The 23,721-nt window shown below is 51.2% G+C and carries 14 protein-coding genes and 1 pseudogene; 1 reads left to right on the forward strand and 14 read right to left on the reverse strand.

What is annotated here, in order from left to right:
* Positions 1-89 precede the first annotated feature (89 nt).
* On the forward strand, positions 90-2,036 hold the full coding sequence (locus tag B5D58_RS06500; RefSeq protein ID WP_173251266.1) for a GMC family oxidoreductase: 1,947 nt from the start codon (positions 90-92) through the stop codon (positions 2,034-2,036).
* Positions 2,037-2,123: 87 nt separating this feature from the next.
* Here B5D58_RS06500 and B5D58_RS06505 read toward each other — a convergent pair whose 3' ends face one another.
* The 14 genes and pseudogenes from B5D58_RS06505 to B5D58_RS06575 all read right to left on the reverse strand — a co-directional run bounded on the left by B5D58_RS06505 (position 2,124) and on the right by B5D58_RS06575 (position 23,720).
* On the reverse strand, positions 2,124-4,985 hold the full coding sequence (locus tag B5D58_RS06505; protein WP_011111824.1) for a peroxidase family protein: 2,862 nt from the start codon (positions 4,983-4,985) through the stop codon (positions 2,124-2,126).
* A gap of 55 nt (positions 4,986-5,040) precedes the next feature.
* A complete protein-coding gene (locus B5D58_RS06510) occupies positions 5,041-6,708 on the reverse strand; it encodes a lipoxygenase family protein (protein ID WP_143023721.1) in 1,668 nt (555 codons plus the stop codon).
* Between the two features lie 65 nt (positions 6,709-6,773).
* Positions 6,774-8,375 (reverse strand): peroxidase family protein, encoded by a 1,602-nt coding sequence (locus B5D58_RS06515; RefSeq protein ID WP_011111826.1) that lies wholly within the window; start codon positions 8,373-8,375, stop codon positions 6,774-6,776.
* 170 nt (positions 8,376-8,545) lie between these two features.
* Positions 8,546-10,048 carry a tyrosinase family protein gene (locus B5D58_RS06520; protein WP_011111827.1) on the reverse strand — a complete coding sequence of 501 codons (1,503 nt, stop codon included), beginning with the start codon at positions 10,046-10,048 and terminating at the stop codon, positions 8,546-8,548.
* A 32-nt stretch (positions 10,049-10,080) separates the two neighbouring features.
* Positions 10,081-10,296 carry a hypothetical protein gene (locus B5D58_RS06525; RefSeq protein ID WP_011111828.1) on the reverse strand — a complete coding sequence of 72 codons (216 nt, stop codon included), beginning with the start codon at positions 10,294-10,296 and terminating at the stop codon, positions 10,081-10,083.
* A complete protein-coding gene (locus B5D58_RS06530; RefSeq protein ID WP_041356718.1) occupies positions 10,293-10,838 on the reverse strand; it encodes a hypothetical protein in 546 nt (181 codons plus the stop codon). The genes B5D58_RS06525 and B5D58_RS06530 overlap by 4 nt, the downstream gene beginning before the upstream one ends.
* A gap of 55 nt (positions 10,839-10,893) precedes the next feature.
* Positions 10,894-11,652 (reverse strand): hypothetical protein, encoded by a 759-nt coding sequence (locus tag B5D58_RS06535; protein WP_041357155.1) that lies wholly within the window; start codon positions 11,650-11,652, stop codon positions 10,894-10,896.
* Between the two features lie 181 nt (positions 11,653-11,833).
* On the reverse strand, positions 11,834-12,541 hold the full coding sequence (locus B5D58_RS13865) for a SpvB/TcaC N-terminal domain-containing protein (protein ID WP_011111831.1): 708 nt from the start codon (positions 12,539-12,541) through the stop codon (positions 11,834-11,836).
* 518 nt (positions 12,542-13,059) lie between these two features.
* A complete protein-coding gene (locus tag B5D58_RS06550) occupies positions 13,060-14,418 on the reverse strand; it encodes a KamA family radical SAM protein (RefSeq protein ID WP_011111833.1) in 1,359 nt (452 codons plus the stop codon).
* 528 nt (positions 14,419-14,946) lie between these two features.
* Entirely contained in the window at positions 14,947-15,048 is a 102-nt protein-coding gene (locus B5D58_RS14435) for a FitA-like ribbon-helix-helix domain-containing protein (RefSeq protein ID WP_412458334.1), read from the reverse strand.
* 180 nt (positions 15,049-15,228) lie between these two features.
* Positions 15,229-15,444 (reverse strand): annotated as a pseudogene (locus B5D58_RS14070) (IS630 family transposase); the annotation flags it as partial.
* A gap of 25 nt (positions 15,445-15,469) precedes the next feature.
* Positions 15,470-20,611: a hybrid sensor histidine kinase/response regulator gene (locus B5D58_RS06565; protein ID WP_011111835.1), complete on the reverse strand. Its 5,142-nt coding sequence runs from the start codon at positions 20,609-20,611 to the stop codon at positions 15,470-15,472.
* A gap of 73 nt (positions 20,612-20,684) precedes the next feature.
* Entirely contained in the window at positions 20,685-22,745 is a 2,061-nt protein-coding gene (locus B5D58_RS06570; protein WP_011111836.1) for a methyl-accepting chemotaxis protein, read from the reverse strand.
* A 330-nt stretch (positions 22,746-23,075) separates the two neighbouring features.
* The gene (locus B5D58_RS06575; RefSeq protein ID WP_011111837.1) at positions 23,076-23,720 is read right to left on the reverse strand and encodes a PulJ/GspJ family protein; all 645 of its coding nucleotides are present in this window, start codon (positions 23,718-23,720) and stop codon (positions 23,076-23,078) included.
* Between the last annotated feature and the right edge of the window lies 1 nt (position 23,721).

Consider the following 23,721-nt stretch of genomic DNA (forward strand, 5'->3'; position numbering starts at 1 on the left):
GGTAATCCAACATGCAGCCGGAATATCCGCCGTATTTCTCAGTTTACAGATCACGACGCTCTACCCGTTTTCTGCTCCAGGAGATATCTATGATTGAGCCTGCCTCCCCGGAAAATAATCAGATCGATAGTGATAGTGACGAAAAGTTTGACTATGTCGTCATCGGCTCCGGTGCAGGAGGTGGGCCAGTCGCCTGCAAACTGGCTCTGGCAGGATTTCGTGTGCTGTTGCTGGAAGCCGGAGGAGATGATGAGCCCTGTGATTACAGGGTTCCGGCATTTCATGCACGTGCTTCGGAAAATGAAGCGCTTCGCTGGGATTACTTTGTTCATCATTATGGCGACAAAGTCCGGCAGGAATATGATTGCAAGTTCAGCAAAGAAAAGAATGGTGTGCTTTACCCTCGCTCGGGCACATTAGGCGGATGTACCGCACATAATGCCATGGTTCTGATGTATCCCCACAATAGTGACTGGGATTACATTGCCAAACTGATGAATGATCCCAGTTGGCATAGCAGAAATATGCACAAATACTTCCGCCGTCTGGAACGCTGCGAATATGTTCCAAGATGGAAAATCTGGAGTCGCCATGGATTTGACGGCTGGTTGCCAACCAATCCAGCTAACCGCTGGATGCTGTTGAAGGACAAAGTCCTGACAAAACTGACGATCGCCGCAGTGAAAGAATCCCGGCGCATGATGCATCCGCTCAAACGTTTTTTTCTGGGGATTCTGAAATTTATCATTCGCTTCGATCCCAATGACTGGCGTTTGATTCGCAGGATTCCTGAAGGACTGTGCAAAATTCCGATGACGATCCAACACGGCAAGCGGGCAGGTACCAGAGAGTACATCCTGCGGGTTCGGGAACAATGCCCTGACAAATTGATAGTAAGAACCCACTCATTGGTCCAGCGGATCCTGCTCGACGAACATAACAGAGCTTACGGCGTGGTGTATCGTGTGGGCGCTCATCAATATCGCGCTGACCCCCGGCACGAAGAATCAGTTGTCTCCGAAGCCAAAACAGTTTGTGCAAAACGTGAAATCATCATTGCTGCGGGTGCTTTCAATACGCCTCAACTGCTCATGCTATCCGGGATTGGTCCGCGGGAAGAACTGGAAAAACATGAGATCGAGGTAAAAGTAGAACTGCCAGGTGTCGGAAAAAATTTACAGGATCGCTATGAAATCGGCGTGGTAACGAGACTCAAAGAAAACATTCCCCTGATCAAAGGAATGAAATTACGCCCGCCAGAACCTGGAGAAGAGCCAGATCCGCAATACGCGCTGTGGCTCCAGGAAAAAGGACCTTACACCACGAACGGTGCAACGATTGCGCTCATCAAGCGCTCTTCTGCCAAACATCCAGATGACGATCCGGATCTGTTGATTTTTGGATTGCTCGGTAATTTCAGCGGCTACTATCCAGGCTATGCTCGTGATATTACCCGAGATAACAGTCGCTATCCTAATGCGCTATGTAATAAGAATGGCGACCACTCTGATACCTGCAAAGAAAATATCTTTACCTGGGCCATTCTCAAGGCACACGCAAGCAACACGGGATATGTCACCTTACGATCCAGCGATCCGCGCGATGTGCCTGACATCAACTTCAACTACTTTCCTGAAAATGAGGATGACAGCAGTAGCAAGAAGGATCTGGATTCAGTAGTAGAGGGCGTGGAAACCGTTCGCAATATTCTCGAAGATTGCGGGGATCTGGTTGATGAAGAAATTCTACCGGGTGCAAACGTCAGCAGCCGAGATGAAATCCGTCAGTTCATCAAGGATCAGGCCTGGGGGCACCATGCTTCCTGCACCTGCAAAATGGGACCGCGAAGCGATGAAATGGCCGTCGTCGACAGCCGGTTCCGTGTTTACGGAACCACTGGCCTGCGGATTGTCGATGCTTCAATCTTTCCCAGAATACCGGGTTTTTTTATTGTATCCGCCATCTACATGATCAGTGAAAAGGCCGGTGAAGTCATTATTGAAGATGTAAGGAGTAAACTTGGAAACCACAGCTGATCACTTATCAGCTTCTGTAAACCCTGAGCATTTCGAGTTCGATTTTAACGCCGCAATGCACCCTTCAGTGAGATATTGAACGGGTTCTTACCGAGTAAATACTTCATCCCCCTCGGCACCGCGCCGGGGTTTCCATTGAGTGCTGTAGTATTCTCCGCGATCTCGCGCCCAGGGATCGAACAGGTTGACCACACCCTGAAGCTCATCCGCCAGCTCGGGCAACGTTCTCAACAGGACTCGCTTCAGCGGAGAAACCGGTTGCCGGTGACCATTGTACGTCCCCTCTTCCATTATTTCCGGGCCCGGCCCATTGTGCATTACCCACTCCACTCCCAGAATGCTATAGAACTCCGGGCGAAAACTCGAAGTAAAAAACCGGTCGCTGAAGAGTCTGCGTGAAGCATTGAGAACGAACACGACGAACTGGGTTTCTGAAATGGCAAAACCGTGCGGCCGTTTGAATTCCGCCAGCCAGCCGACGACCGTATCGACATCCTCGATATTGTCTACAAGACTGCCGTCGGGATGCCCCAGACAATCGTTAATGGGTGATTTGTCGTCATTCAGCTGGGCGTTTGTGATCAGTCTGGATGCATCGCACCGGTGCTGTCCGTATACCTCACGTAATGTCCGCACGAGCTGCTCCTGTTCGCGACGAACAGACGAATCTCCGGGCACGCGCGGATCGATGAAATCATCGAAGCTGGTCAATTGCTTCAACCCGTACTGCCGACGAAACTCGTTATAGCGCGGAATGCCCCGCTCCCGGTCGCGAATGAGATCGAGTGCAGCAATGTCGATTTGCCGGGTGGATGATTGCAGATGAGGGATCTTCAGGTTTTGCAAAAACCGCGGATGATTCTGGAGCGTCAACGCACCTGCCCGCTGACGACCCATGCTGAGCGCCCAGTTTGCCAGGCCTTTCTGCCGCATCGCCCCGGTGGCTTTACCGCGAAAGGTATCGATGACAGGTATTTTTTGCCGAATGATATTCGGATTGTTATGCCATTCACGGTATTCGATCAAATCCGGCAACAAAGGATGCAGTCGATATACCGTGACGAACTCTTCAGGAAAACTGAAAGGAGAACCAAAATGGTTGACTCCGCCATTGATATCTTCGTTGCGGGTGAGTGTCCAGATATCCTTTCTGTTGCGATCGACCAGGGAATAGAGCGGCGCGCCTTCATAGCGATGATTGCCTAACCCGAAAATACCTGCTCCACCAGCGAAAGCGGCATGAAGACTGTTGCTGATACCTTCGGTATCGTCCAGCTGGCGGATAATTTCTCTCAGTACCTCGGATACCGCCGCATGTTCGTGAAATAACCCATGCCAGTTGGCGTTCATCCCCCGATACAGCGGCTCGTTGTACAGCAGCTGCGTCGTCCACTCAAGGGTATGGATCTTGGCGATCTCGGCGGCAATCACCAGTCGGGCTACATTGAATAATTCGCCTGCCGTGACATCCCGGTAACGAATGATCATCTCAGGGTGCGCCGGGTTCCTCAAGCCGCTGTCAGCATCAGGTGTTTTGGCTGCCTGCTTGCGGAATTCCTCAACAAAAGCATTGTGCTCTCTGGCAAAGACATTATGAAAAAAACTCAATCCAATGGACCAGTTGTCCGGAAAAGCGGCTGCTTCCTGACCTGACCATGCCGGATCGATCGGATCATCCACTTCAAAGGTCGGCAAGTATCCGGATTCATCGCCTCTATCCACGCTTTCTCTTACATGAATCAGCGCTAATTTGGCAGCATCCTCGGGATCCCGTTTCACCCGCTGACTGGAGCGCTCGTCATAGCCATAAAGCTGTGAGGCATCCCACCAGGCTGTCACATGATTACGTGTCGTTTTCGGCGCGCGTGTGCGATAAAGGTGGCCGTCGTGCATGAACGATGCGGGCGGTGTGTCATCATCGATCGGTGCAACATGGATTCTGTCACCCGGCCGGCAGCCCAGCTGGCGGGCTTCCTTCGCTGCCAAAGGCTGTTCGATGTTGTCAATTCGCTGAGTTATACAACCCACCGTCATCCACGCTGACTGGTCAGATTCCTCTTCCACATGAGAAAACCAGTCATGGGTCATGAACTGAATCCAGAAAGCTGCCAGCACATTCAGGGCCGGTGCTTTTTTGTAATCACATGCGAATTTCTCAAGATCGCCAGATAACTCGTCGTCGTTCCGGCATTTATCAGGCTGTGACTGCGTGCGCGTAAACAATTTCCGGCTGATGACCTGCGGATCGGGTTTCAGCAAACCCAATCGATCTCCATGACGATTCCTGGCCATCTCATCGAGGCCCAGATCAGGAAAGGTCGTATCGAACTGGACATTGCGCGCAAAGATCTGATGAGTCGAGCCCATCAACGGATTGTAGATATCGTTACAGATACCGGTAACAGTACGAAAACGAATCAATTCGCCACTGCAAACCTGATGTTCCTGATTATGCTCAACGTCCTTGTAACGAGGATGAGTTGGCGGTAACTGCATTTCCGGCCAGACTTGTAAAACAGGGCCTGCCCTGCCATCACGGCCTGTCACATAAGCCTGGTAAGTACCGCTATTGTCAAAGAGATTGAATTTGATCAGCTCGATCCGCTGCAACTCCAGTTCATAAAGCGCACTGTTGATGCCACGTTCATTCGGACCGAAAAACGAGCTGGCCAATGGCGAAGAAGATAATGACAAGCTGTCACCTGTTCCCCAGAAATTTGGCCAATCCAGCCAGGGATTCCGGTTGAGCGCCACAGCATGATCTCCACCAAGACAATGCGCCCGTCTCCCGGTGACCTTACCGAGAAACCGCTGTTCTCTCGTCTTGGCAACGTGCTGAATGTCACCTTGCATGAGCACAGAGAGACAGGATATTTCAGGTTCCAAAGCATCACATCCGCTCAAAAGCAGTAATCCTGTCAGTACGATAACTATCGGAAAGTGGCTCATCTGAAATCCAGAAGCTCTACCAGGCTATTAGAAATTCATACGAATCCCGCGAGAATCAAACCGTTACCCCATTCGGGATGATTCTTGGATTCATCCGGTCATAGGGAACAGGTCGGCTGCTGTTTCTTTGATCGATTCGTCCTTCTATTTCCTGGAGCCGTTTTCTGAAGCGCTCTATGACATCACGTGCTGCCGGGTCAAATTGCCGCAACGGATACTGGCCGATACGATTGACAGTAAAATTTGTCTGGAAATAAGTCCAGGTTTGCGAATATGCCGCCCGGAATGCGGGTTGAAACTTCAACAGCCCGTCTGCATCCATTTCCGCACCTTTCCCCACCGGGGGAGGTGCATAAGCCGAATGAGGCATATTGGGAACAAAACCCGGATATTTGTACTGGTTGAAATGAATGCACGAATGGAATGCCGTACATAGAAAAATGACATGGCCAATAGTCTCGGCCAGTTCCTGTCTGGATGCAAACCTGGCGGGAAACCCGGGAATTCTGCCGCGATCCCGGGCGCCGATATCATGCGCCCAGGCCTGAATCTCGCAATCTTCAGCCACATCCCCATCCGATTGATAGCAGACATCGATATATTCTGTGGCGAAGTGCTGGATTGCATTCCATAACAACACACCATCATCACGATACGGATAAAAGAGATCAGGGTTATCGACTTCCCGGCTGGCAATATCGTTAGGGAAGGCCGATGCCCTGAAGTCAAAACTTGTCATACCATTGGCCATGCACTGAGTCGTCGCATCATAATCTCCGGCAAACAGCTCACCATACCGGCCGGGGCGCCCTTTTCGATCCCGCAGGAAGGTGTGCTGATGATTGACGTTGAGTGTATGTCGAAGATGCGGATTCAACAGCACACAGAGCGGATGAGATTTATAAAGCTGCCGGCGTGAGGCCATGATAATGGCTTCCATCACATAATGAATGCGGGTGGCATGGGTAACCAGTATATGGTGATTACCATCTGCGACCTGGGCAAACGTTTTGGCTGCCAGCCACAGATTGCCATCGTTTGGAGTATAAATGGGATTGTCAGGCCCGGCATCCTGATACAGCTGGATGGCAATCGGCCGCAATATGCCATCTGCTTGCAGAAACAGCACCACAATCGGGGTTGTGACATATTGTTTACGGCCGCCATCGATTTGTCCGGGATTGCGCTGCAATATCTCCAGATCTGCATAATCCAGGATATACACACGCTTTTGCGTAATTGCAGTCGCATAGTCAGTTTCATCAACATACTTTGCAAAAACACGCTGGATTTCAGATTCCGGTAATTTCTGTGGCAGCGGATGCTGAGAAGTCACGGCGCGCAATACGACAGGATTTACCCCGATGACACGTTGCAGGCCAAATATCAGATCCTGCTGAAAGTTATCGACCAGTGCCGGATTCGGAGGGCTAAACGGATAAAAAATATAGTCGCGGTAGCTTTCCATCGGTTTGCCAAGCAAATAGCGCATATACGTCACCAGCAGACTCGGCAGACTTGGAATCAGCTGCAGCAAATTGATCCCGCCACGCAGCCAGTATCCAGGCCCTGGTATCTCCCGACATGGCAGTTTGCGTACCACAGCAATCGTATTGGCATACTCGTAGGCATATTGATACTGCGCCTGTCTTCGCAGCAGATAATTTTTCCTATTCTCTACCGTGCGTCTGTTTTCTTCCTGTTGTGGCAGCTTGTTCATCATGTGACGCTCCTTTAAAAGGATAAAATTCATCCAGTTCCCGGATTACTTCACTGCGACATCCTCATTCAAGCAACAGCAGAGGTTCTGAAACTTGCAATAACCGTATCGCTGTCCCTGACATTACGTTTAACGATATCTGCAAGCAGACTGGTTTCTTCGATGATCGATTGCCCGACGGACGAGAAGGTCTTTTCATTATGTACGTAGCCCGATACCAGTGGATTGGTCAGAGCATGGGTAAATGCATCGTAACCCACCATCCGCACCATCAGGCGCCCCAGACTAAACCCTTCATCGTGATCTTCCGCAAAGATACCGACCTGCCACTCCAGGTCATCGATGCGATCGTTATACAGTTCCTTCAACTCCCGTTGCAGCGCCGGATCTGCTGTCAATTCCTCAAAACTTCTCAAACGCGGCATGCTGAATGCCTGGCGGTAATCATTGAATGAGCGCAGTTTGGCCTGACGCCCCATCTCTACGCTGCGTTCCATGACACTCCGGTTATCCGCACCCACAGGCAATGGATCAAAAAAGAACTGAGGCGTGTTGTACAAACCGACACGGCCGGCTTTTTGCTGCGAGGCTGCTGATATCATGGTTCCAATACCATATTGGTGTGTGACCAGCGCGGTATTGTTGCGAAACTCATCGAGCGTGTATCGCTGATCACCGACAAAGTAGTATTCCGGCACCATCGAATGCCACCTGTAGAGCAGATTGAATTCCAGAGAAATCCAGTTGGTGCGATACCAGCGCTGCCTTTCCGCCATCCCCGGTGTAGGATCGAGCGTAAAACCAAATTGTGTAAAATGCGAAACATAATCCTGCAACACCACTTTAATCAGCAGCACGATCATGATGTTTCTGGCTGTCTGGAACAGACGTTCATCATCCCAGGTGGGATGCGCTTCTTTGAGCACGTCACAGATCCGATTGTGTTCACGCAACATGATAGTATTCATGAGGGTATAGCCAATCGATGAATTACCATGTTCCAGCCCGGTGGCAAACATACGCTTCAACCGTTCTTCCGGGACATTGTCAAAAACAAATTCCAGAACAGCGCGGGGATGCAGATTCTCAAATTCCCTGTCAGCAAACACCCAATTATCTGCAGTCGTTTCTTCTACATTGAAAAGGTAAGGAGGAAAAATTTCTCCATCGATGACCTGATATTTCAGCTTGCCATCCTTTTTCAACCGCAGCAAATGCGTGATGTCTTCACGCAAGCCATAGATCTGGCACAGATCGATTTCGTGATTTGATGTATTTTTCCGGCGATCGAAAAAATCTGTCCGCAGAAAACTATCGGTGAACCATTGAGCGAAAAAAGAAAACAGGATGCTGGTATCAACTGACGGGATTTCCCTGTTTTCTTTTCTGCGCCACAGATTGACAACACTTTTCAGATCCGGAAGATTCTGTTCTCCTTCCGCTTCCGGCAGATGTCGTCCGGTGAATGTCCGGTCTGTCAATGCCTGCCATGTGGTATAGGGAGCGGCCATGGAGAATGGCCTGGGACGGGGGTTTGTGGCATAGGCCTGCCAATTGATAAAAGTATCGCTGATCCAGCGCCGCAACCACGTTATGCGCGAGGCGACTCGACTGATCCATGGGAATCGGTTCACAAGCCGAAAAATGATCTGAAAAAAGAATTCATTCATAGCGCATCCCCTTTTTGTCAGTGATAACTTACATTTCCTTCAGCTGCTGGAACTTTGGTCTTAGTGTGTATGCGGCTGCCTGGTAGCTGTTTTTTCTCCCTTTCTCAAAGTGCACTCAAAAATGAAAAGTGCGATTCATCAAATCCTGTTCTCAAGACAAAGCAATCAGCTCATCCCTGCGTCACCCGAACAGAATAAGCACCTGTCCCGGATGGCGAGTAGTGTCTTACACGAACGAAATATTCACCCGGAGAAAGTTGACGGCGGATCAGCGCGTTGAAGGAGATGCCTGAATCATCGTTGCTGGCGATTTCCGGTATCTGGCTGTTCGGGCCATGCAAGCTCATGAAGGTATCCGTTGTCCCATTCGTCTGGATGGTATAAAAATCTCCCGTAGTAACATTAAACCGGTACACATCGCTTTCATTCGCTGCAGAAATCGATGCATCGATGCCCACACCATTCACGATGAGCTCGGGGATCGGAACCGGGCCGGGACCAGGGCCTGGAGTGGCACTGACTGCGCGCACGCCAACCGCATAATTTCCCGTACTGTTCGGGCTGTACAGACGAACGCGCAGAAAATAAGTACCTGCAGACAGATTGCGGTTGATTTGTGCATTGAAACCCTCGCCTGCATCATCATCTGATGCCACTTCAAAATTCGGATCATTGGGGCCGAACAGAGTCATGAACGTATCGGATGATCCGAGGGTATACATCGTATGAGCACCGAAGGCCGGGACTTCGAAACGGAAAACATCGGTTTCTCCCGGCACGCCGATAGCAGCTGCTATCGGATCGGCTCCAACGACAATGAGCGGTATTTCCGGCTGAGGTTGCGGCTGAGGAGCAGCATCATCATATACGATACCCAGCGCTGCACTGTCCAGCACATCGATAGGACGCGACCCGACCTGTCCTGAAGGGGTACTACCCATTGGATCAGTCAGATTTTGACCAAAAGGGCCGCCACTGGCTGGTAAATAACCTTGATTCGGGAAGCGCAGTTGCCATTCATGCCAGATTTTATCCACCATACAATGGTGCATGAAAAACACCGGATCATTCGGGGAAGTCATCGGCAGCATGGACCCCCCCACCCAGACATGACCACGGTTGTGCAGATTGGGGCCAATCCAGCCTTCCAGCTGATTACGGAAACTTGGATTGCTGTTCATGTTCCACGGCGATGTATCATAGGGCGTAACGGCCATGACTTGATTGATTGCCGCTTGTGTGGGTAAGGTTGGCAAGCCGTTCTGACCGAAAGCGCGCATCAGCGGACCTGCTGGCAATCCGCTGGAATTGATGACAGTCCATTGCCCGGAGCGGAATGGACCGGTACGGACAACACCACCGGCATCTCCATTGCCACCCAGCAAATCATCATTCCACATGGAGGCATTGGCGCTACCTGATGGCCAGTTCCAGTAAGGTATCCCGAGATTCGGGTTACCCGAAACGCGCTGCAGTTCCAGTTCGAGATCATAAATAAAGCGGCGGTGCCACGGCAAAAAAGCAGAGCATCGGTGAATTGCACTCATATTGGCGTTCGCATGTCTGAGCACGAATCGATCATAGATGCCTTCGGCCTTCAACACGCGAATGGCAGCAACGAATTCTGCCCGTTCTGCAGCAGTCAGTGTATTTGCATCTTTTCTGATAGCCATGAGAATTTCCTCCATGTTTTTATCTGCAGGAATTACTCTTTCACACCGGAGAATTCAACGGTGTCCCGGATGATCGCCCGCGCCAGATCCAGTAATGAATCATATTGGGTATAAGGCAGATATCTCGAAGACCACTTGTTTTTTACTGCATCATGTACGTAACTGATTTCCTTTCCATTGATTGTGAGGCTGGTATCGTCTTCTATATCGATCGTACCGCCTTCAAAAACTTCTGTATGGTGTGTCATTTGTAAACTCCTTTCTGGATGAATGACAATCGATCTGCTTTTACTGCAGTCCTTGCTGCGTCATCGATCACCGTGCATTGCAGGTTTGCGGTAACGATGACATTTTCCATCTCGCGTCCACGTGCACGAATTACAGCAGATATATCAATAAAGTACCCGTCCAGCCCGTCATAATTCAGATGTGCAAACCCCAGCGTCCCGGGAAAATCTGATAGCGCATTCTTCATGCCCGTGGTCCTTGTGGTCAGCAATTCGAGGCTCATTGCTTTTTCGAAAAAGGATGCTGCAAAGTCTCCCGATTTTGTTACATTCTCGACCATGAAGCAGCCCTCGTAGCGTGCCTTTAATTTGAAAGTACCCTCTTTCGATAGAGTCAATATTCCGGAATGAAGCGTTGGGACCCCGGTACAGCCATTCATACTGGCTGACGTAATGGAACACGTCATATTTTCCAGATGGAAGGGCTCCCTCGATATTGCCGTGGTACTTTTTCCAGCCAGCAATACCAGGATTCCCGTCAGGATCACAGCAGCCTGTTTCATCGCATCTTTCCCTGATAGCCCACACGCAGAGACAACCCAACGCTTCATTTTTACGCTATTTCACACAGATACCCGCGCAGTCGGCACCTCCCTTGGCAGGATCACAGTCATCCGAGGGATCATCCACACACTTCATACCTTCGGGGCAGGGAAAACCGGCAATCCCTCCACACATTTGTTTAGGCTTCTGACCATCGTATGCAGCGCTTCCTTTGGGCGGATAATCAACACGTTTTCCCTCTCCACGCCCGGGCAGCTCGGTGGTACCCAGCTTCACGATATCGTGTATCCTTTTCGATTGAACAGTTTCGACATCGATCGATTGAACTTCTCCCTCCACGGGTCGTGCGGTATATACCCCTACCACATCCAGTGGAACAGGACTTTTCACTACCAGAAACCCCTCCAGAAATGCAAAATCTACGCATACCCCATTAATCGGGCAAAAGTAGCCGGCAATGTCAAAGCAATTTACTCCGACAGCACCATCCGGTTGCAGTGTAATTCCCTTGAACGGCGTAACATTGAAAGGGCCTGGTTCGGAGCCCATCTGAGTGGAAAGTGCCACCTTGGCGGCAACCGTGATTTTCTTGCTGGCAGGATTGTGAATATTGATGATAGTACGGTATATGCCTTTCGCCAGAGTACCGTCCTGGTGTGGCAGTAATAACGAACACGCCACTTTTGCAGCATACTGATATTCGGTTTTGATTGTCTCGTATTTTGCTGTTTCTGCCTGAGTACCGATTGGATTAAACAAAAGCCATAACCCGAGAACAATTGAAAAGAGTTTGATCACATTCGATTGTTTCATGATAGCCACCTCACCGAGTGTTGTGCCCTCTACAGATACCATGTTCCTGATGTGTATCGCATCCGCACCGGGCTAATAACAGGCCCACTTCATCTTGCCCAACCCGGGAGACAGAGTGGCCTCTCACGTTACCTGCAAAATATTTTTACCTCCATTTTTCTAAAAAACACATAAAAAGATGTCACTGACCCTGCCCGGCAATACATATCCCCGCACAATCTGCTCCCCCGTGTTCGGGATCGCAGGTATCACCCGGATCATCAACACATGCCAGGCCATCCGGACACCTGATTCCTGCAATTCCTCCGCAAGCCTGGGGTTCTGCTGTTTTACATTCACCCTCATGATCGATAGAAACACCTGCCGCAGCCGCTCCACAGGCATTACCATAAGTTTTTCCGTCACAACCGCAAACCGGATTGAACTCTCTCGTGCAGATTGTTGGCCTGGTTTTACAGACACCTTGCGCATCAGCAACTTTGCACTGGCCGATGCCCAAATCACAGTACTGCTCGGCAGGACAGGCCAATCCCTGGATCGTGCCGCAAACTTGTGGTTGTAATTGAGGTTGTGGGGGGTTGCCTTCCTCACAACCCGCTACGACCAGAGAAACAGAAAGCACGATCAACCAGGTGATCAATGCATTCAGATATCGTGGCAATTCCTTCCTGGTCTTGCGCGTGATCGATGGTGGCGACAGACCCCGGCCAGAACTGAACGCCCCATTGCCGGCACCGAAATCGGAAGAAAAGTAAAGTTGTGGATTAAAACCAGAACAGCCTGATCCGGGTAAACCCAGGGCAGAAGTAAATTGCGTGGGGGACCGCTTTCCTGCCAAAACACACGCATTTCGAGCTTGAGTTCCGGCCTGATTTTTCTGCTGTTTCATGTGTTCCTCCTTCTCCTGGAGAGCTTTGGAACGGATCCCTTGTTAGACAGGAAACTGTTTTCAGGTTTTCAGAATAGTGGTGTATTACTATCCCCCTCTGAAATAATCTACACCTTTTATTTTGAGATGGTAAGCAAATATTGCATTGTCATTGCCATGTGCGATTCTTTGTTGCCATGTTTTTGTCCAGGCATCTGAGCACAATCTACATTGATGTCGCAGATTGGAACACAAAAAATTACCTCGGTAAGATCAGCAATGAAGCAGTTGAAAAGATCGAGCTGATACTGAAATCTGGAATTGCAGGAATGGGCAAACCGGAGATGCATCCGATAACGATTGGAATCAAATGCAATCAGAAAACAACAAAACAAAACCGTCGAATAACTCTTCAAAATCAAATCATTTTATGTAACGTAGGTTATACAGTTTTCGCAATCAGGATTCATCCCGCTGAAAAAAAGCCCCTAGCCACTTCTATTACTATGAGCTTTCTCTCCTACCGGACAAATAGTCGGTTACACCCCCTGCATGGCGTTGTATTCATCAGTGAAGAAAAACTTTTCCTCACCAAAAGCCGGTTTGAGGTCATCAAACCAGGTGGCCTCGGGATCGTATTTGGCAAAGAAAATGCGCTGTACCCAGTCGGGGTTGCGGCCCTGGATAAAGCGCAAGATAAAGATTTTCTCGCCATTCAGCTCAACGATGCCCTGGATTTCCACCTTACCGGGACCGGCACTCATGGACGGGCCGCGTACCGTGCGTGCCAGTCCTGATACTTGCTGGATGGCTTCACGGTAAATCTGGTAGGTGCGTTCCAGCGGTACTTCAAAGTAGCGTTTGGCACCGGTATCGCGCTCGACAAACATATAGTAGGGAATGATGCCCATGCCCACCTGCGTGCGCCACATTTTTGCCCAGACGGCCGGATCGTCATTGATGTTGCGCACAATCGGAGCCTGGGCGCGGATCACCACGCCTGCCGCACGGATGCGCCTGACCGCCTCACGCACAATGGGTGTATCCATTTCACGCCAGTGATTGAAGTGCGCCATCAGGGCCACGTGCTTGCCTGCTTTTACCAGCCGCTCCAGCAGCGCCAGCAGCTCGTGCGCATCCTCGTCGGTGACATAGCGCTGCGGCCAGAAGGTCAGCGACTTGGTGCCAATGCGAATGTTCTGCACATGTTCCAGCGCCGGGCGCAGCATGGCTTCCAGATAAGCTTTCAGGTGGTGGGTTTTCATCACCATGGGATCACCACCGGTCATCAGCAGATCGGTAACATCCTTGTGGCCAGCCAGATACTTGTGCAGGTTGCCGGCTTCATTGCTGGCAAAGCGCAGCTCCTTGTCGCCGATAAACTGCGCCCAGCGGAAGCAGAAGGTGCAATAGCTATGACACACCTGCCCCTGGCTGGGGAAGAACAGCACGGTTTCGCGGTATTTGTGCTGTGTGCCCGGCAGAGGCTCGCCGTGAAAAACCGGCACATTCATTTCCTGCTGTCCGGCAGGATGGGGGTTCAGTTTGCTGCGAATATCGACAGCAATCGCCTGGATCTCGCTGCGTTGCGCATCGCGACGCAATGCTTCGGCCATACGCTCGAAATCCTCCGGTTCCAGCATGTTGCGCTGGGGGAAGGTGAGCTGGAAAACAGGATCTGCCGGTATGTTGTTCCAGTCAATCAGTTCGTCAATCACATATTGGTTGACACGAAACGGCAGAACATTGGCCACTACATGCATTTCGAAACGCTGCTCTTTCGTGAACCTCTCCAGCGGCCTGATTTTGTCCAGTTGCCGCTCGGTATATACCTGGAACCGAGTATTTTGAGTCAATGCTTCATGACCCGGAGCCATTATTTTTATAGCATGATTCATGGGTTTCTCCACTCTACGCAAGTGCCCCTGAAGCCTTGATGCGGCACTCGCTTGGATTGGGTCCCCGCAGGGAAGACAATTACCCGGGACGGCCGGGCAATAAAAAGCAACATCGACAACCCGGGTTGCCGCAATCGCCTGATACATGGAATCAATTCCACAAAGCTCGGAAAGTATCCGAAAAGGCATCTTTCCTGAGAAAGGACGGGAAGGGTAAATTATTTTTTGTCTTGACTCAAATTTTTCTGCACTATTTTTCCTGTCAGACCGATATCATACAGCCTGGTTTTTATCGAGTTGATATCTCCTCTCCTCCCTCTCACCTATGGCCCGCCTTATCGAGGACGATCATTCAAACCTCATCGGTTTGGCCGGAGTCTTGCCGCGGAGCTGGTTGATTTGCTCCGCTTCGGCGTCACAGTCAACCCTCCTGCTTCGCGGGCGATGGATGTTAGCAGAGAACCGAATTTCAGACGGCTCTCAGGTTTTACTGTCTGCTCCAGGATATAACGGATTTCAGCTTCGGCACTATGCGTGCATGGCAGCACGAATCCGAATCACGCGACGTACCACGTCCGGGACATTGCGAATGGTGATGGATGGCATCGTGTTCATCCTGCCGCAATACATGCAAATGCAGCGTTATATATCAATGAAAAGCATCGCTGCTATTTTGATATATGAGCAGCAATTACTTACACGAGCCCATGAACAACTTCAGCAAGATCTATATCGCACCTGGCAAATCAGGTAAGACTATGGTTCAGCAAAACTGGCGAAAGGGGATAATCCGCCTGGGGCATTCTGCATTTAAGTACGTTCGTACCCTGAATTCAGGAAGTAATTTCTGCATTCATATGCTGAGAAGAGCGGCAGTATGCTGCCGATTGTTTTTCACAAAGCATCGAATGACCTTGCCATGGCCTTTCTCAAAAGGTCCTTGAATTTCGCAAAGACCTGTTCGATAGGATTGCGGTCTGGAGAATACGGTGACAGGTAAAGGATACGAGCGCCTCTGGCTTCAATGAGTTGTTCTTTGATCGAATCCATCTCACCCTTTGATCAGGCGTTCGATATGGTACAGCAACTCTTCCTCCTGATAAGGCTTGCCCATGAATTCATTCACACCCAGTTCTTCCGCCACCTTACGGTGCTTGTCCGCAGTGCGTGAAGAAATGATGATGATCGGGAGGGTATGCAGTTGCGGGTTGTCACGCACCGCCCGAATCAGCTCAAAACCATCCATGTGCGGCATTTCGATATCGACCAGCATGATCGCGGGTGTCGTTTCACGCAGCAGCTGCAGTGCTCCCACACCATCCTTGGCAATCAGGATTTCATAGCCCTGCCGCTCCAGCAGGCGACTGGTGACTTTGCGTACCGTCAGTGAATCATCGACGATCATCACGACCGGTGCAATAGCAGAAGGATGGATATCCGAGGCATTGACCGGTGCAACCGGCCCTGCAGACAGCAGCTCCTGCACCTGCTCGCGCTGCAGCAGCCTGATCGGGTCGATGATCAGCACAACACTGCCATCCCCCGTGATGGTGGCGCCTTCGATGCCTGGTGCACGAGACAGTTGCGGACCGACGTTCTTGACCACCACCTCGCACTGGCCGACCAGTGCATCGGCATGAACAGCCAGTCGTTCATGCCCTGCCTGTAACAACACGATACGGTTATGGCGCCGGATTTCAGGAAAAGTATGCGGCACACCCAGCAGATGCGGCAGATAGATCAGCGGGAAGCGATCATCATTCCATGTCAGATGATGTTCCCGGTAAGCCATACCCAGTGTTTCTGAATTCATTTCCAGCACATGTACCACGTTCGCAGCCGGAATGGCATAGGTGCTGTCGGCTGCTCTGACCATCAGCGCCTGCGTTACCGCCAGGGTCACCGGCAGACGCAGCGTAAAGGTGACACCCCGGTTCTTTTCCGAGGTCACGGTAATATTGCCGCCAATCTCGCCCAGCTCGTTTCTGACGATATCGAGGCCGACTCCCCGCCCTGCCATATCCGTCACATTATCCAGCGTGGAAAATCCATGTGTGAAGATCAGCGGATACCACTGTTCATCATTCTGTGCATTTTCCGGATCATCCAGGCCAAGCTGGTGTGCTTTGTCACGGATACGCCCGGCATCCAGCCCGATACCATCATCCCGCAATACCATGACGATTTCGCTGCCTTCCTGATGCAGATCGAGTGTGATCTGCCCGGTTTCCACCTTGCCGGCCTGCAGGCGTTCTTGCGGTGTCTCGATGCCATGCACCAGCGCGTTACGCAGTAAATGTTCCAGTGGAGAGCCTATTTTATCGATCACACTCCGGTCGAGTTCGATATCCTCTCCCTGAATCGTCAGGCTGGCCTGTTTGCCGGTATCTTTTGCCGCCTGTCTGACCACACGGTAGAGACGCTCAGAATAATGTCTGAATGGAACGGTACGAATATGGACCAGATCCTGCTGTAAACGGCGATTCAGATGTGCCTGCTGATCCACTGCCATATCAGCAGCCCGCCGCATTTCACGCAGGCTTTTATGGATGGTGACCACATCGTCCATACTTTCTGCCATCAGCCGGGTCAATTCCTGGAAACGTGTGAAATGATCCAGCTCCAGCGGGTCGAAATCAGCCTCATCGGTTACCGAAGGCAGCGCGCCGGAGGGAATCCGGGTTTCAGCCAGCAACTCGATTTCACGCAACTGACCACGCATACGATCCACACTTTCACCCAGATCCTGCAGAGACTGCTCCAGATCATACAACTGCGCTTCGATGCGGGAACGGATGAGGCTCGACTCTCCCGATTCGTTGATCAGGCGATCTATCAGCTCCGCATCGACCCGCAGAACTGTTTTGCGCACAGGCTGATCGTCCTCTGCAATTACGGGGAAAACGGGAAGATCCGGTCGTATCCCGGTTTCCTCAATCGGCGAAACAGGCTGCGGCACGGGTTGTAGGGAGGATCTCAACTGTTCGATATCATCCAGGATGGTATCGAATCGGCTTTCAAGCCGATCGAGCAGTGCTGCTGGCACAGCCTGGTCGTATGTAGACTCGATATCGCTTTCCATCTGGTGCGCCTGATCACTTACCTGCAGTGCGCCAGCAATGCGAGCACTGCCTTTCAGTGTATGTAATGCACGCAATACCGCCTTGCGTGCAGCCACCTGCTCAGGCTGTCTGCGCCATGCCCGCAGATTCGTTCCAATTTCGGATTGCAGTTCCTGTGCTTCTTCGAGAAACACTTCCAGCAATTCCCGATCCACACCAGTGGATTCAGCCTCGGTTTCAGTCGACTGAACTGGTGAAACCGGCAACGTAACAGCAGATTCCTGTAACAGGACAGGAGCGATTTCCGCCAGAATTTCACTCGCCTGCAGCTCGGCAGATTCAGGTTTGATACATTCAGATTCAGCCGGCTCCGTTTCAGGCATTTGAGCCGACACTTCTTCCAGAAGACGTGCCAGCTCGTTCGTCGTTTCTTCCCCTGCCTGTAATGTTTCAATCGAGGGATACTGATGATTGCGGATGGCCGTCACCATGTCATCCAGCAAATTTACGGCCGCCGTCATGTGAGGCAGTATCTGTGGTCCCGGCATACCTGAAGTCATCAGCAGGCGATTGAACCAGCGTTCCAGCACTTGTCCGGTCTGTGCGATGAAATCCAGCTCCAGTGCGCGTGCGGTGCTGGTCAGAGTATGCGCCGCCAGCATCGACTCATGGGAAATCGACAGAATGGTATTACCTTCGGACAACCCAAGCGCCTGCTTGAGAGTATCAACATGGGTGCTGGCTTCCTTGATGAAAATGCTGAACAGCTCGGCCGGTACTTCGATCTTCCCGATTTGCACCATCGTTTCGGTTACAGACTCAGCTTCCGCAGCAGAGGGAGATACAACGGGTTCCACGGTCCATTCAAGACTCGTTTCCTGCTCAGGCACGGCAGACAGAGGGAGTACAGGAATCGTAGCGTCCATGGCCGTCTGTTCTTCCGTGCCGTACATCATTTCCCTGATCCGATCGAGCAAGTGCTGCGCCCTGATTTCTGCGGTACCGTTCTTTTTCAGGCTGGCACACCAGTTGCAGAACTGTCTGTGGCTTTCCGCCAGCAAATCCAGAAGTTCACCGGTTGCCGGTTTCTGCTCACTCAACCAGCGGTTCATGAGTTGCTCGATACGCCATGCCACTTCGCTCAACGCTTCCAGTTTCACCATGCGGCCACTACCCTTGAGAGTATGAAAGTCGCGGCGAATGGCGGTCAGTGCAGCCAGATCCAGATGATCGCCGTAACAGGCTTCCAGGTGTGCTGCGATACTTGCCAGCACATCAGTGGATTCATCGAGAAAAATCGCCAGCAGTTCGGGGTCGTACAGCTGATCCGTGGCGGCTTCAGATGGCATTTCAGGAGCCGTGAGTGCCGGTTCGGCAGAGATTGCCGGAATATCTGTTGACAGAGATTGCCCGGCCAGCTTCTGATTGAACTGATTGATCGTCGCAGTAAGAATTTCCTCGGAATCCGACTGGGCATTTCTGAGTGCTTCGATATAAAAACCGAGGCCACTCAGCGCATCGGCCAGCAGAATCTGTTCGGCCTGATCCAGTGGCCGATTCGGATCAGTCAGTTTTTCAACGAGATCGCGACATGAATCGAGCAGTGTACCGGCCCGATCCAGTCCGAGCATGAGCAATACCCCGCTGATCTGGTTGAACAGTTCCGGCAGAACCGGCAGATCGTTCCGTATTTCCGGTTCAAAAAAGAAGCGATCGAGGATATCTTCGACTTGAGCCAGGTTGGTGAGCACTTCCTGCGCCACCTGCTTGAGCAGCTTCTTCTCCTGGGCGAGGTGCCCTGCCTGATCCGGGCTGGGCAGATCGGGCAAATCGTCTTCATTTCCCTTTCCGGTGGTCACCGCACGGATGCGGGTAGCAAGCACCTCGACCTGGGCCGGAAATTCCGGTGACAACCGATGGAAATTGTCGATGGCATTCTCGGTCAGCAACAGGGATGAAGCAATGTCGAGCGCAATCCCCTCATTCATGCTCTGCGGGCGAATACGCAAATAGGACAAGGCGCCATGGATGACACCCGCCAGTTTCTCCAGCGGTGGACAATTCACCCGTGCAGCCTGGGTTCTGAACCGTTCGACGAGTGCCAGCAGTGAGGAGAGATTTTCCTGATCCTCGGCGTTGAATCTGCGCCACCGGTCGTTGATGTCCTCCAGCAGAACACGCATATTCTGCAGATCCGAAGCAGTTGCCTCTTCGTCCAGGATGGATTCGTCGAGATGCTCCCGGTTGTCTATCGTGGACAGAGGAATCTGCCAGTCATAAACGCGCCCGATTTCCTGCAGACGCTCACTCACCGGCTGGCTGCGAGCTACCCGATAAAGCAGTTCTCTCGTCAGACGATCAGCAACGGTATGCGATTCCTTGTTCAGATGCCTGATTTCCTGCTCGATCTTGCCGCATAATCTGCGGGCCGATTTATCGGCGGCCTGTACCTGATGAAGCAAACTGTCCAGAAACCCCGAAGAGATCCACCAGAATTTTCGCTGCTCGATGGGAGCGGGCAGTTTCTCGACCGAACGCACAGCTTCTACCATTTTCTGCAGACTGTGTCTGTCTTCCGCATTTTTCAGCCAGCTCAACAGACCTGACTGGAATTGTGCACGCGCCTGTTTGGCGGCCTCCTGCCGGGAGGAATCATCCAGATCCGGCTCCACCGGCTGTAACGGTAACGATTCGCGCACATCCGGGAAAAACAGATCACTTTCGGAAATTTCTTCCAGCCCCTGTATCTGCATGATTTTCCGGTAGACCGGGAACAGTCTGACCGGGTTATCCGTCTCACCATCGATCAGCGCATCCAGATAACGATAAATGGAACGGATTGCCTGCCGGGTGACGGTCAGCACTTCCGTATCCGGCTCGGTACGCCGTTCCTGCAAGGCAGTGAGCAACGCTTCCACATTATGACCGACGAACGCAACGCCATTCAGCTCCAGCATTTCCAGCATGCCATTCAGCTGATGCATGTAGTAGCGGCATTCTTCGATCTGTCTGGTATCGTCGGTATCCGTGGCATAGGAATCAAAATGACGATGGATCAGGGTAAAAATCTGCTCGATGGCTTCTCTGATCCCCATGACGGATGAGATGTTTATCCTGGTTGCAGTGTTCATGATGCGGCCTTATTGAGTCCTGAGGTTGATAACATTTCTGCTTTGTTGGAGCGTGAGTGTGCAGGTTACGCTGTCACACCTTGAAACTGGCGACGGATGATTTCAAGTCAGTGACATGTTCGGTGATCTGTTTGATGGAATCAGCATTCTGCTGGGTACCGCGGGAGGTTTGACGGGTAATGGACAAAATATCCTCCATACTTTTGGCTACCTTGTTGGAAACACGGGTTTGCTTGTGTGTCGCTTCGGTAATTCGAATCACCAGTTGCGCCAGGCGCTTCGACACCGTTTCGATTTCTTCCAGAGCACTTCCCGTGGTATTGGCGCGCCTTGCACCTTCAACCACCCCTGCCGTACTGCGCTCCATCGCAATGATGGTGTCCTGCGCATCCCCCCGGATGTTGCGAATCAGCGTACTGATCTGCCGGGTTGCTTCGGCCGAGTGTTCGGCCAGTCGCTGTATTTCCTGAGCAATGACAGAGAACCCTTTTCCGGCATCACCCGCTGCCGTTGCCTGGATAGAAGCATTCAGCGCCAGGATATTGGTCTGCTCGGTAATATCTGAAATCAAGGTGACGATCTCACCGATCTCCTGGGAGCTTTCTCCCAGCCGCTTGATCCGTTTGGAGGTTTCCTGGATGTAAACCCGGATTTCGTTCATACCGGCCATGGCATCCTGAACGGCATTGGCACCACTCTCTGCTGCATGCAGCGTTTGTCTGGCCACATCCGCGCATTCTTCCGCCGAGCCGGATACTGCCTCCAGCGATTCGGCGATTCCCAGTACGGCAACCGTGGCATCTTCGATTTTGCCTGCCTGTTCCCGGGTGGCATCCAGCAAATCGGATGAAATACTCTCTGCCTGGTGGGAAGCGCTCATTACCTGAGAACTGGCGTGATTCACTTTCCTGACCAGTTCCTGCAATGCCTCGATGGTCAGGTTGATCGAATCGGCAATCGTGCCGGTAATATCTTCGGTGACGGACATCCGGGCAGTCAGATCGCCTCCTGCCGGTATCTCCATTTCATCGAGCAGACGCAGTATCGCCTTCTGGGTGGTTTCGACATTTTGTTCACCCTGGTGGATATGCTTGCGCAAACTGGTGGAAAACAGATGAATGAATACCAGACCGCTGATGATGGTCAGTACGGCCGTCAGATAAAACAGCACGGTTGTGAGCATGCCTGCATTATTGTTGTGCTCAGTGATTGCCTGTTCGATCTGGCTGACCAGTGTCGACAAGCTGTCGCTGGCTGAGAAAGTCTCATGTATTGCATGCCAGGCGCCGGTTACTTCCGGTGTCAGTCTCTGAGCAACACGCAAAAGATCTTCCAGTGCATTGAACTGGACACGAATCTGGGACAGTGTCCCGGAAGAAAGCTGATTGCCCTGCACAGTCGAATACAGCCAATCCCGCCCTTTTATCAACGTTTGGATCATCCCGGTTATCTGTTCAGATTCAACTGACTGCTGATCCGCCGTGCTGGAAACCTGGAACCCGCCCTCTATCAGAGAACGGACACTGCCGGTAATGAACTGGACAAGAATTTTTACGGTTTCGACTGCTACTGCCTGGTTGGATGCGTGCCCTGTCTGTGTCAGTTCGACAGAGAATTCCTGCAACTTTTTTTGCAAACCATGATTGACCAGATCCACCCGTTTCAGAATTTCTGCCAGACTGACCAGAGCCTCCCGGCTTTCCAGAATCTGACGAGCCCGATTCTCCTTGATGTGCAATGTGTTCCGGAATGTCTTGAACAAATCTGCTGGCAGTAGTTCAGCTATGGCCGGGAGAGTTTCCCGCTGATATTCCCCCCCGTATTGCAGCAAGGTTGCGTAATGATTCAACTGGTCGAGGTTATTGCGCAGTTGCACAAAAGCCTGCTCGTTACCGCGCAGCGCCTCCGGAGAAACAATGGTCAGGTGCTGGATATTGGCATGAATACGTCCGACTATTTCAAGCGAAGCAGTATGAGTGCGTGCCTGTTGAGTATCGATGCGCAGCATGATCAGAGCAATCGACAGAAACAGAACGGACAATACTCCGGAAAACCACGACTGGCGGAAGATCTGAAGATATCTGGTTACGGGGAGCAGTACAGTCATATTGTTGGCATTGTTATAACCTGTCATACGCTGGAAATAAACCTCATCTTTAATGGAACTTCTGTCAGAACCACTCCCCCGGCATTCCAGCGAATTCCTGAAAAGCCGATATTATGATGACATAATTCCAGTGCGATAGGATAGTCGCAGCCTTTCGGGTACAAAAATCGGAAGAAATTCGTAAAACTCTTCTTTATCGTGCTTTTGAAACGAAGTGTTTCTATTCTGAAAAGCTGGTTGTGTCATCATCTAATGAAAACAGACAGGACGATGGGTTGCTATTAGCCAGATGAATAAATGGAGAAGATGGCAACAGTCAATTTGCCTCACATGTTCCCTGAAAAAATAATCAGTTCTTCAACGGCAGCTCAAGGATTGAAGATCAAGTTGGCAATTCGCTCCCGCATCGATCCTTGTACGAACAGATAATGATTCCGCTCCAGTTTGTCCAACATAATCTGCCTTGGTCCAGCGTAATGTCACGAGTTCAGGATGTTGTTCAGGTTCTTCAGGTTGTGTATGAAAGCCTCGTGAAGTGTGGTAAAGATACTGCAGCGAGGCACTTTTCAGATCCTTGAAGAGAATAAGCCGGGATTTCGGAATAGTGAACGATGAGCCTGCTTCCGATTTCCACTGTTCAAATACGATCATAAAATTTCCACTATCCGATGGCTCAATGACGATTCTTGTATTCATGCTTCCCCATTGAGAGCGGCCATCGACTGGAACAGCGGCAAATTCGAATACCGATTCGGTCGCGACGATCCGATATCGTTTGTCCGAGGTGACGGGTGGAATGAGGTTCGACAGAGCCTCTCTCACGACTGCAATCGCACGTTGTTCAGTCATCACCTGATCGGCAGCCTGCCTGGATTGCTCCACCCCTCGCTGAATCAGTGAGAATACTTCAGATGTCAGATAGACGAGTCCGCTGCCAATGATCATTGCGATGAGCAGTTCCAGCAGGGTGAAACCTTTTTCTGCCTTACAGGTGCCATGCATC

The sequence above is a fragment of the Nitrosomonas europaea genome, from assembly GCF_900167395.1.
Lineage (GTDB): Bacteria > Pseudomonadota > Gammaproteobacteria > Burkholderiales > Nitrosomonadaceae > Nitrosomonas > Nitrosomonas europaea.

What these genes read in the sequence shown, in the direction of transcription:
- B5D58_RS06570 (WP_011111836.1), bottom strand. Translation starts at nt 22,745, where the DNA reads ATGACAGGTTATAACAATGCCAACAATATGACTGTACTGCTCCCCGTA.
- B5D58_RS13865 (WP_011111831.1), bottom strand. Translation starts at nt 12,541, where the DNA reads ATGAAACAGCAGAAAAATCAGGCCGGAACTCAAGCTCGAAATGCGTGT.
- B5D58_RS06550 (WP_011111833.1), bottom strand. Translation starts at nt 14,418, where the DNA reads ATGAATCATGCTATAAAAATAATGGCTCCGGGTCATGAAGCATTGACT.
- B5D58_RS06520 (WP_011111827.1), bottom strand. Translation starts at nt 10,048, where the DNA reads ATGGCTATCAGAAAAGATGCAAATACACTGACTGCTGCAGAACGGGCA.
- B5D58_RS06510 (WP_143023721.1), bottom strand. Translation starts at nt 6,708, where the DNA reads ATGATGAACAAGCTGCCACAACAGGAAGAAAACAGACGCACGGTAGAG.
- B5D58_RS14435 (WP_412458334.1), bottom strand. Translation starts at nt 15,048, where the DNA reads ATGTATTGCGGCAGGATGAACACGATGCCATCCATCACCATTCGCAAT.
- B5D58_RS06515 (WP_011111826.1), bottom strand. Translation starts at nt 8,375, where the DNA reads ATGAATGAATTCTTTTTTCAGATCATTTTTCGGCTTGTGAACCGATTC.
- B5D58_RS06530 (WP_041356718.1), bottom strand. Translation starts at nt 10,838, where the DNA reads ATGAAACAGGCTGCTGTGATCCTGACGGGAATCCTGGTATTGCTGGCT.
- B5D58_RS06500 (WP_173251266.1), top strand. Translation starts at nt 90, where the DNA reads ATGATTGAGCCTGCCTCCCCGGAAAATAATCAGATCGATAGTGATAGT.
- B5D58_RS06505 (WP_011111824.1), bottom strand. Translation starts at nt 4,985, where the DNA reads ATGAGCCACTTTCCGATAGTTATCGTACTGACAGGATTACTGCTTTTG.
- B5D58_RS06525 (WP_011111828.1), bottom strand. Translation starts at nt 10,296, where the DNA reads ATGACACACCATACAGAAGTTTTTGAAGGCGGTACGATCGATATAGAA.
- B5D58_RS06575 (WP_011111837.1), bottom strand. Translation starts at nt 23,720, where the DNA reads ATGCATGGCACCTGTAAGGCAGAAAAAGGTTTCACCCTGCTGGAACTG.
- B5D58_RS06565 (WP_011111835.1), bottom strand. Translation starts at nt 20,611, where the DNA reads ATGAACACTGCAACCAGGATAAACATCTCATCCGTCATGGGGATCAGA.
- B5D58_RS06535 (WP_041357155.1), bottom strand. Translation starts at nt 11,652, where the DNA reads ATGAAACAATCGAATGTGATCAAACTCTTTTCAATTGTTCTCGGGTTA.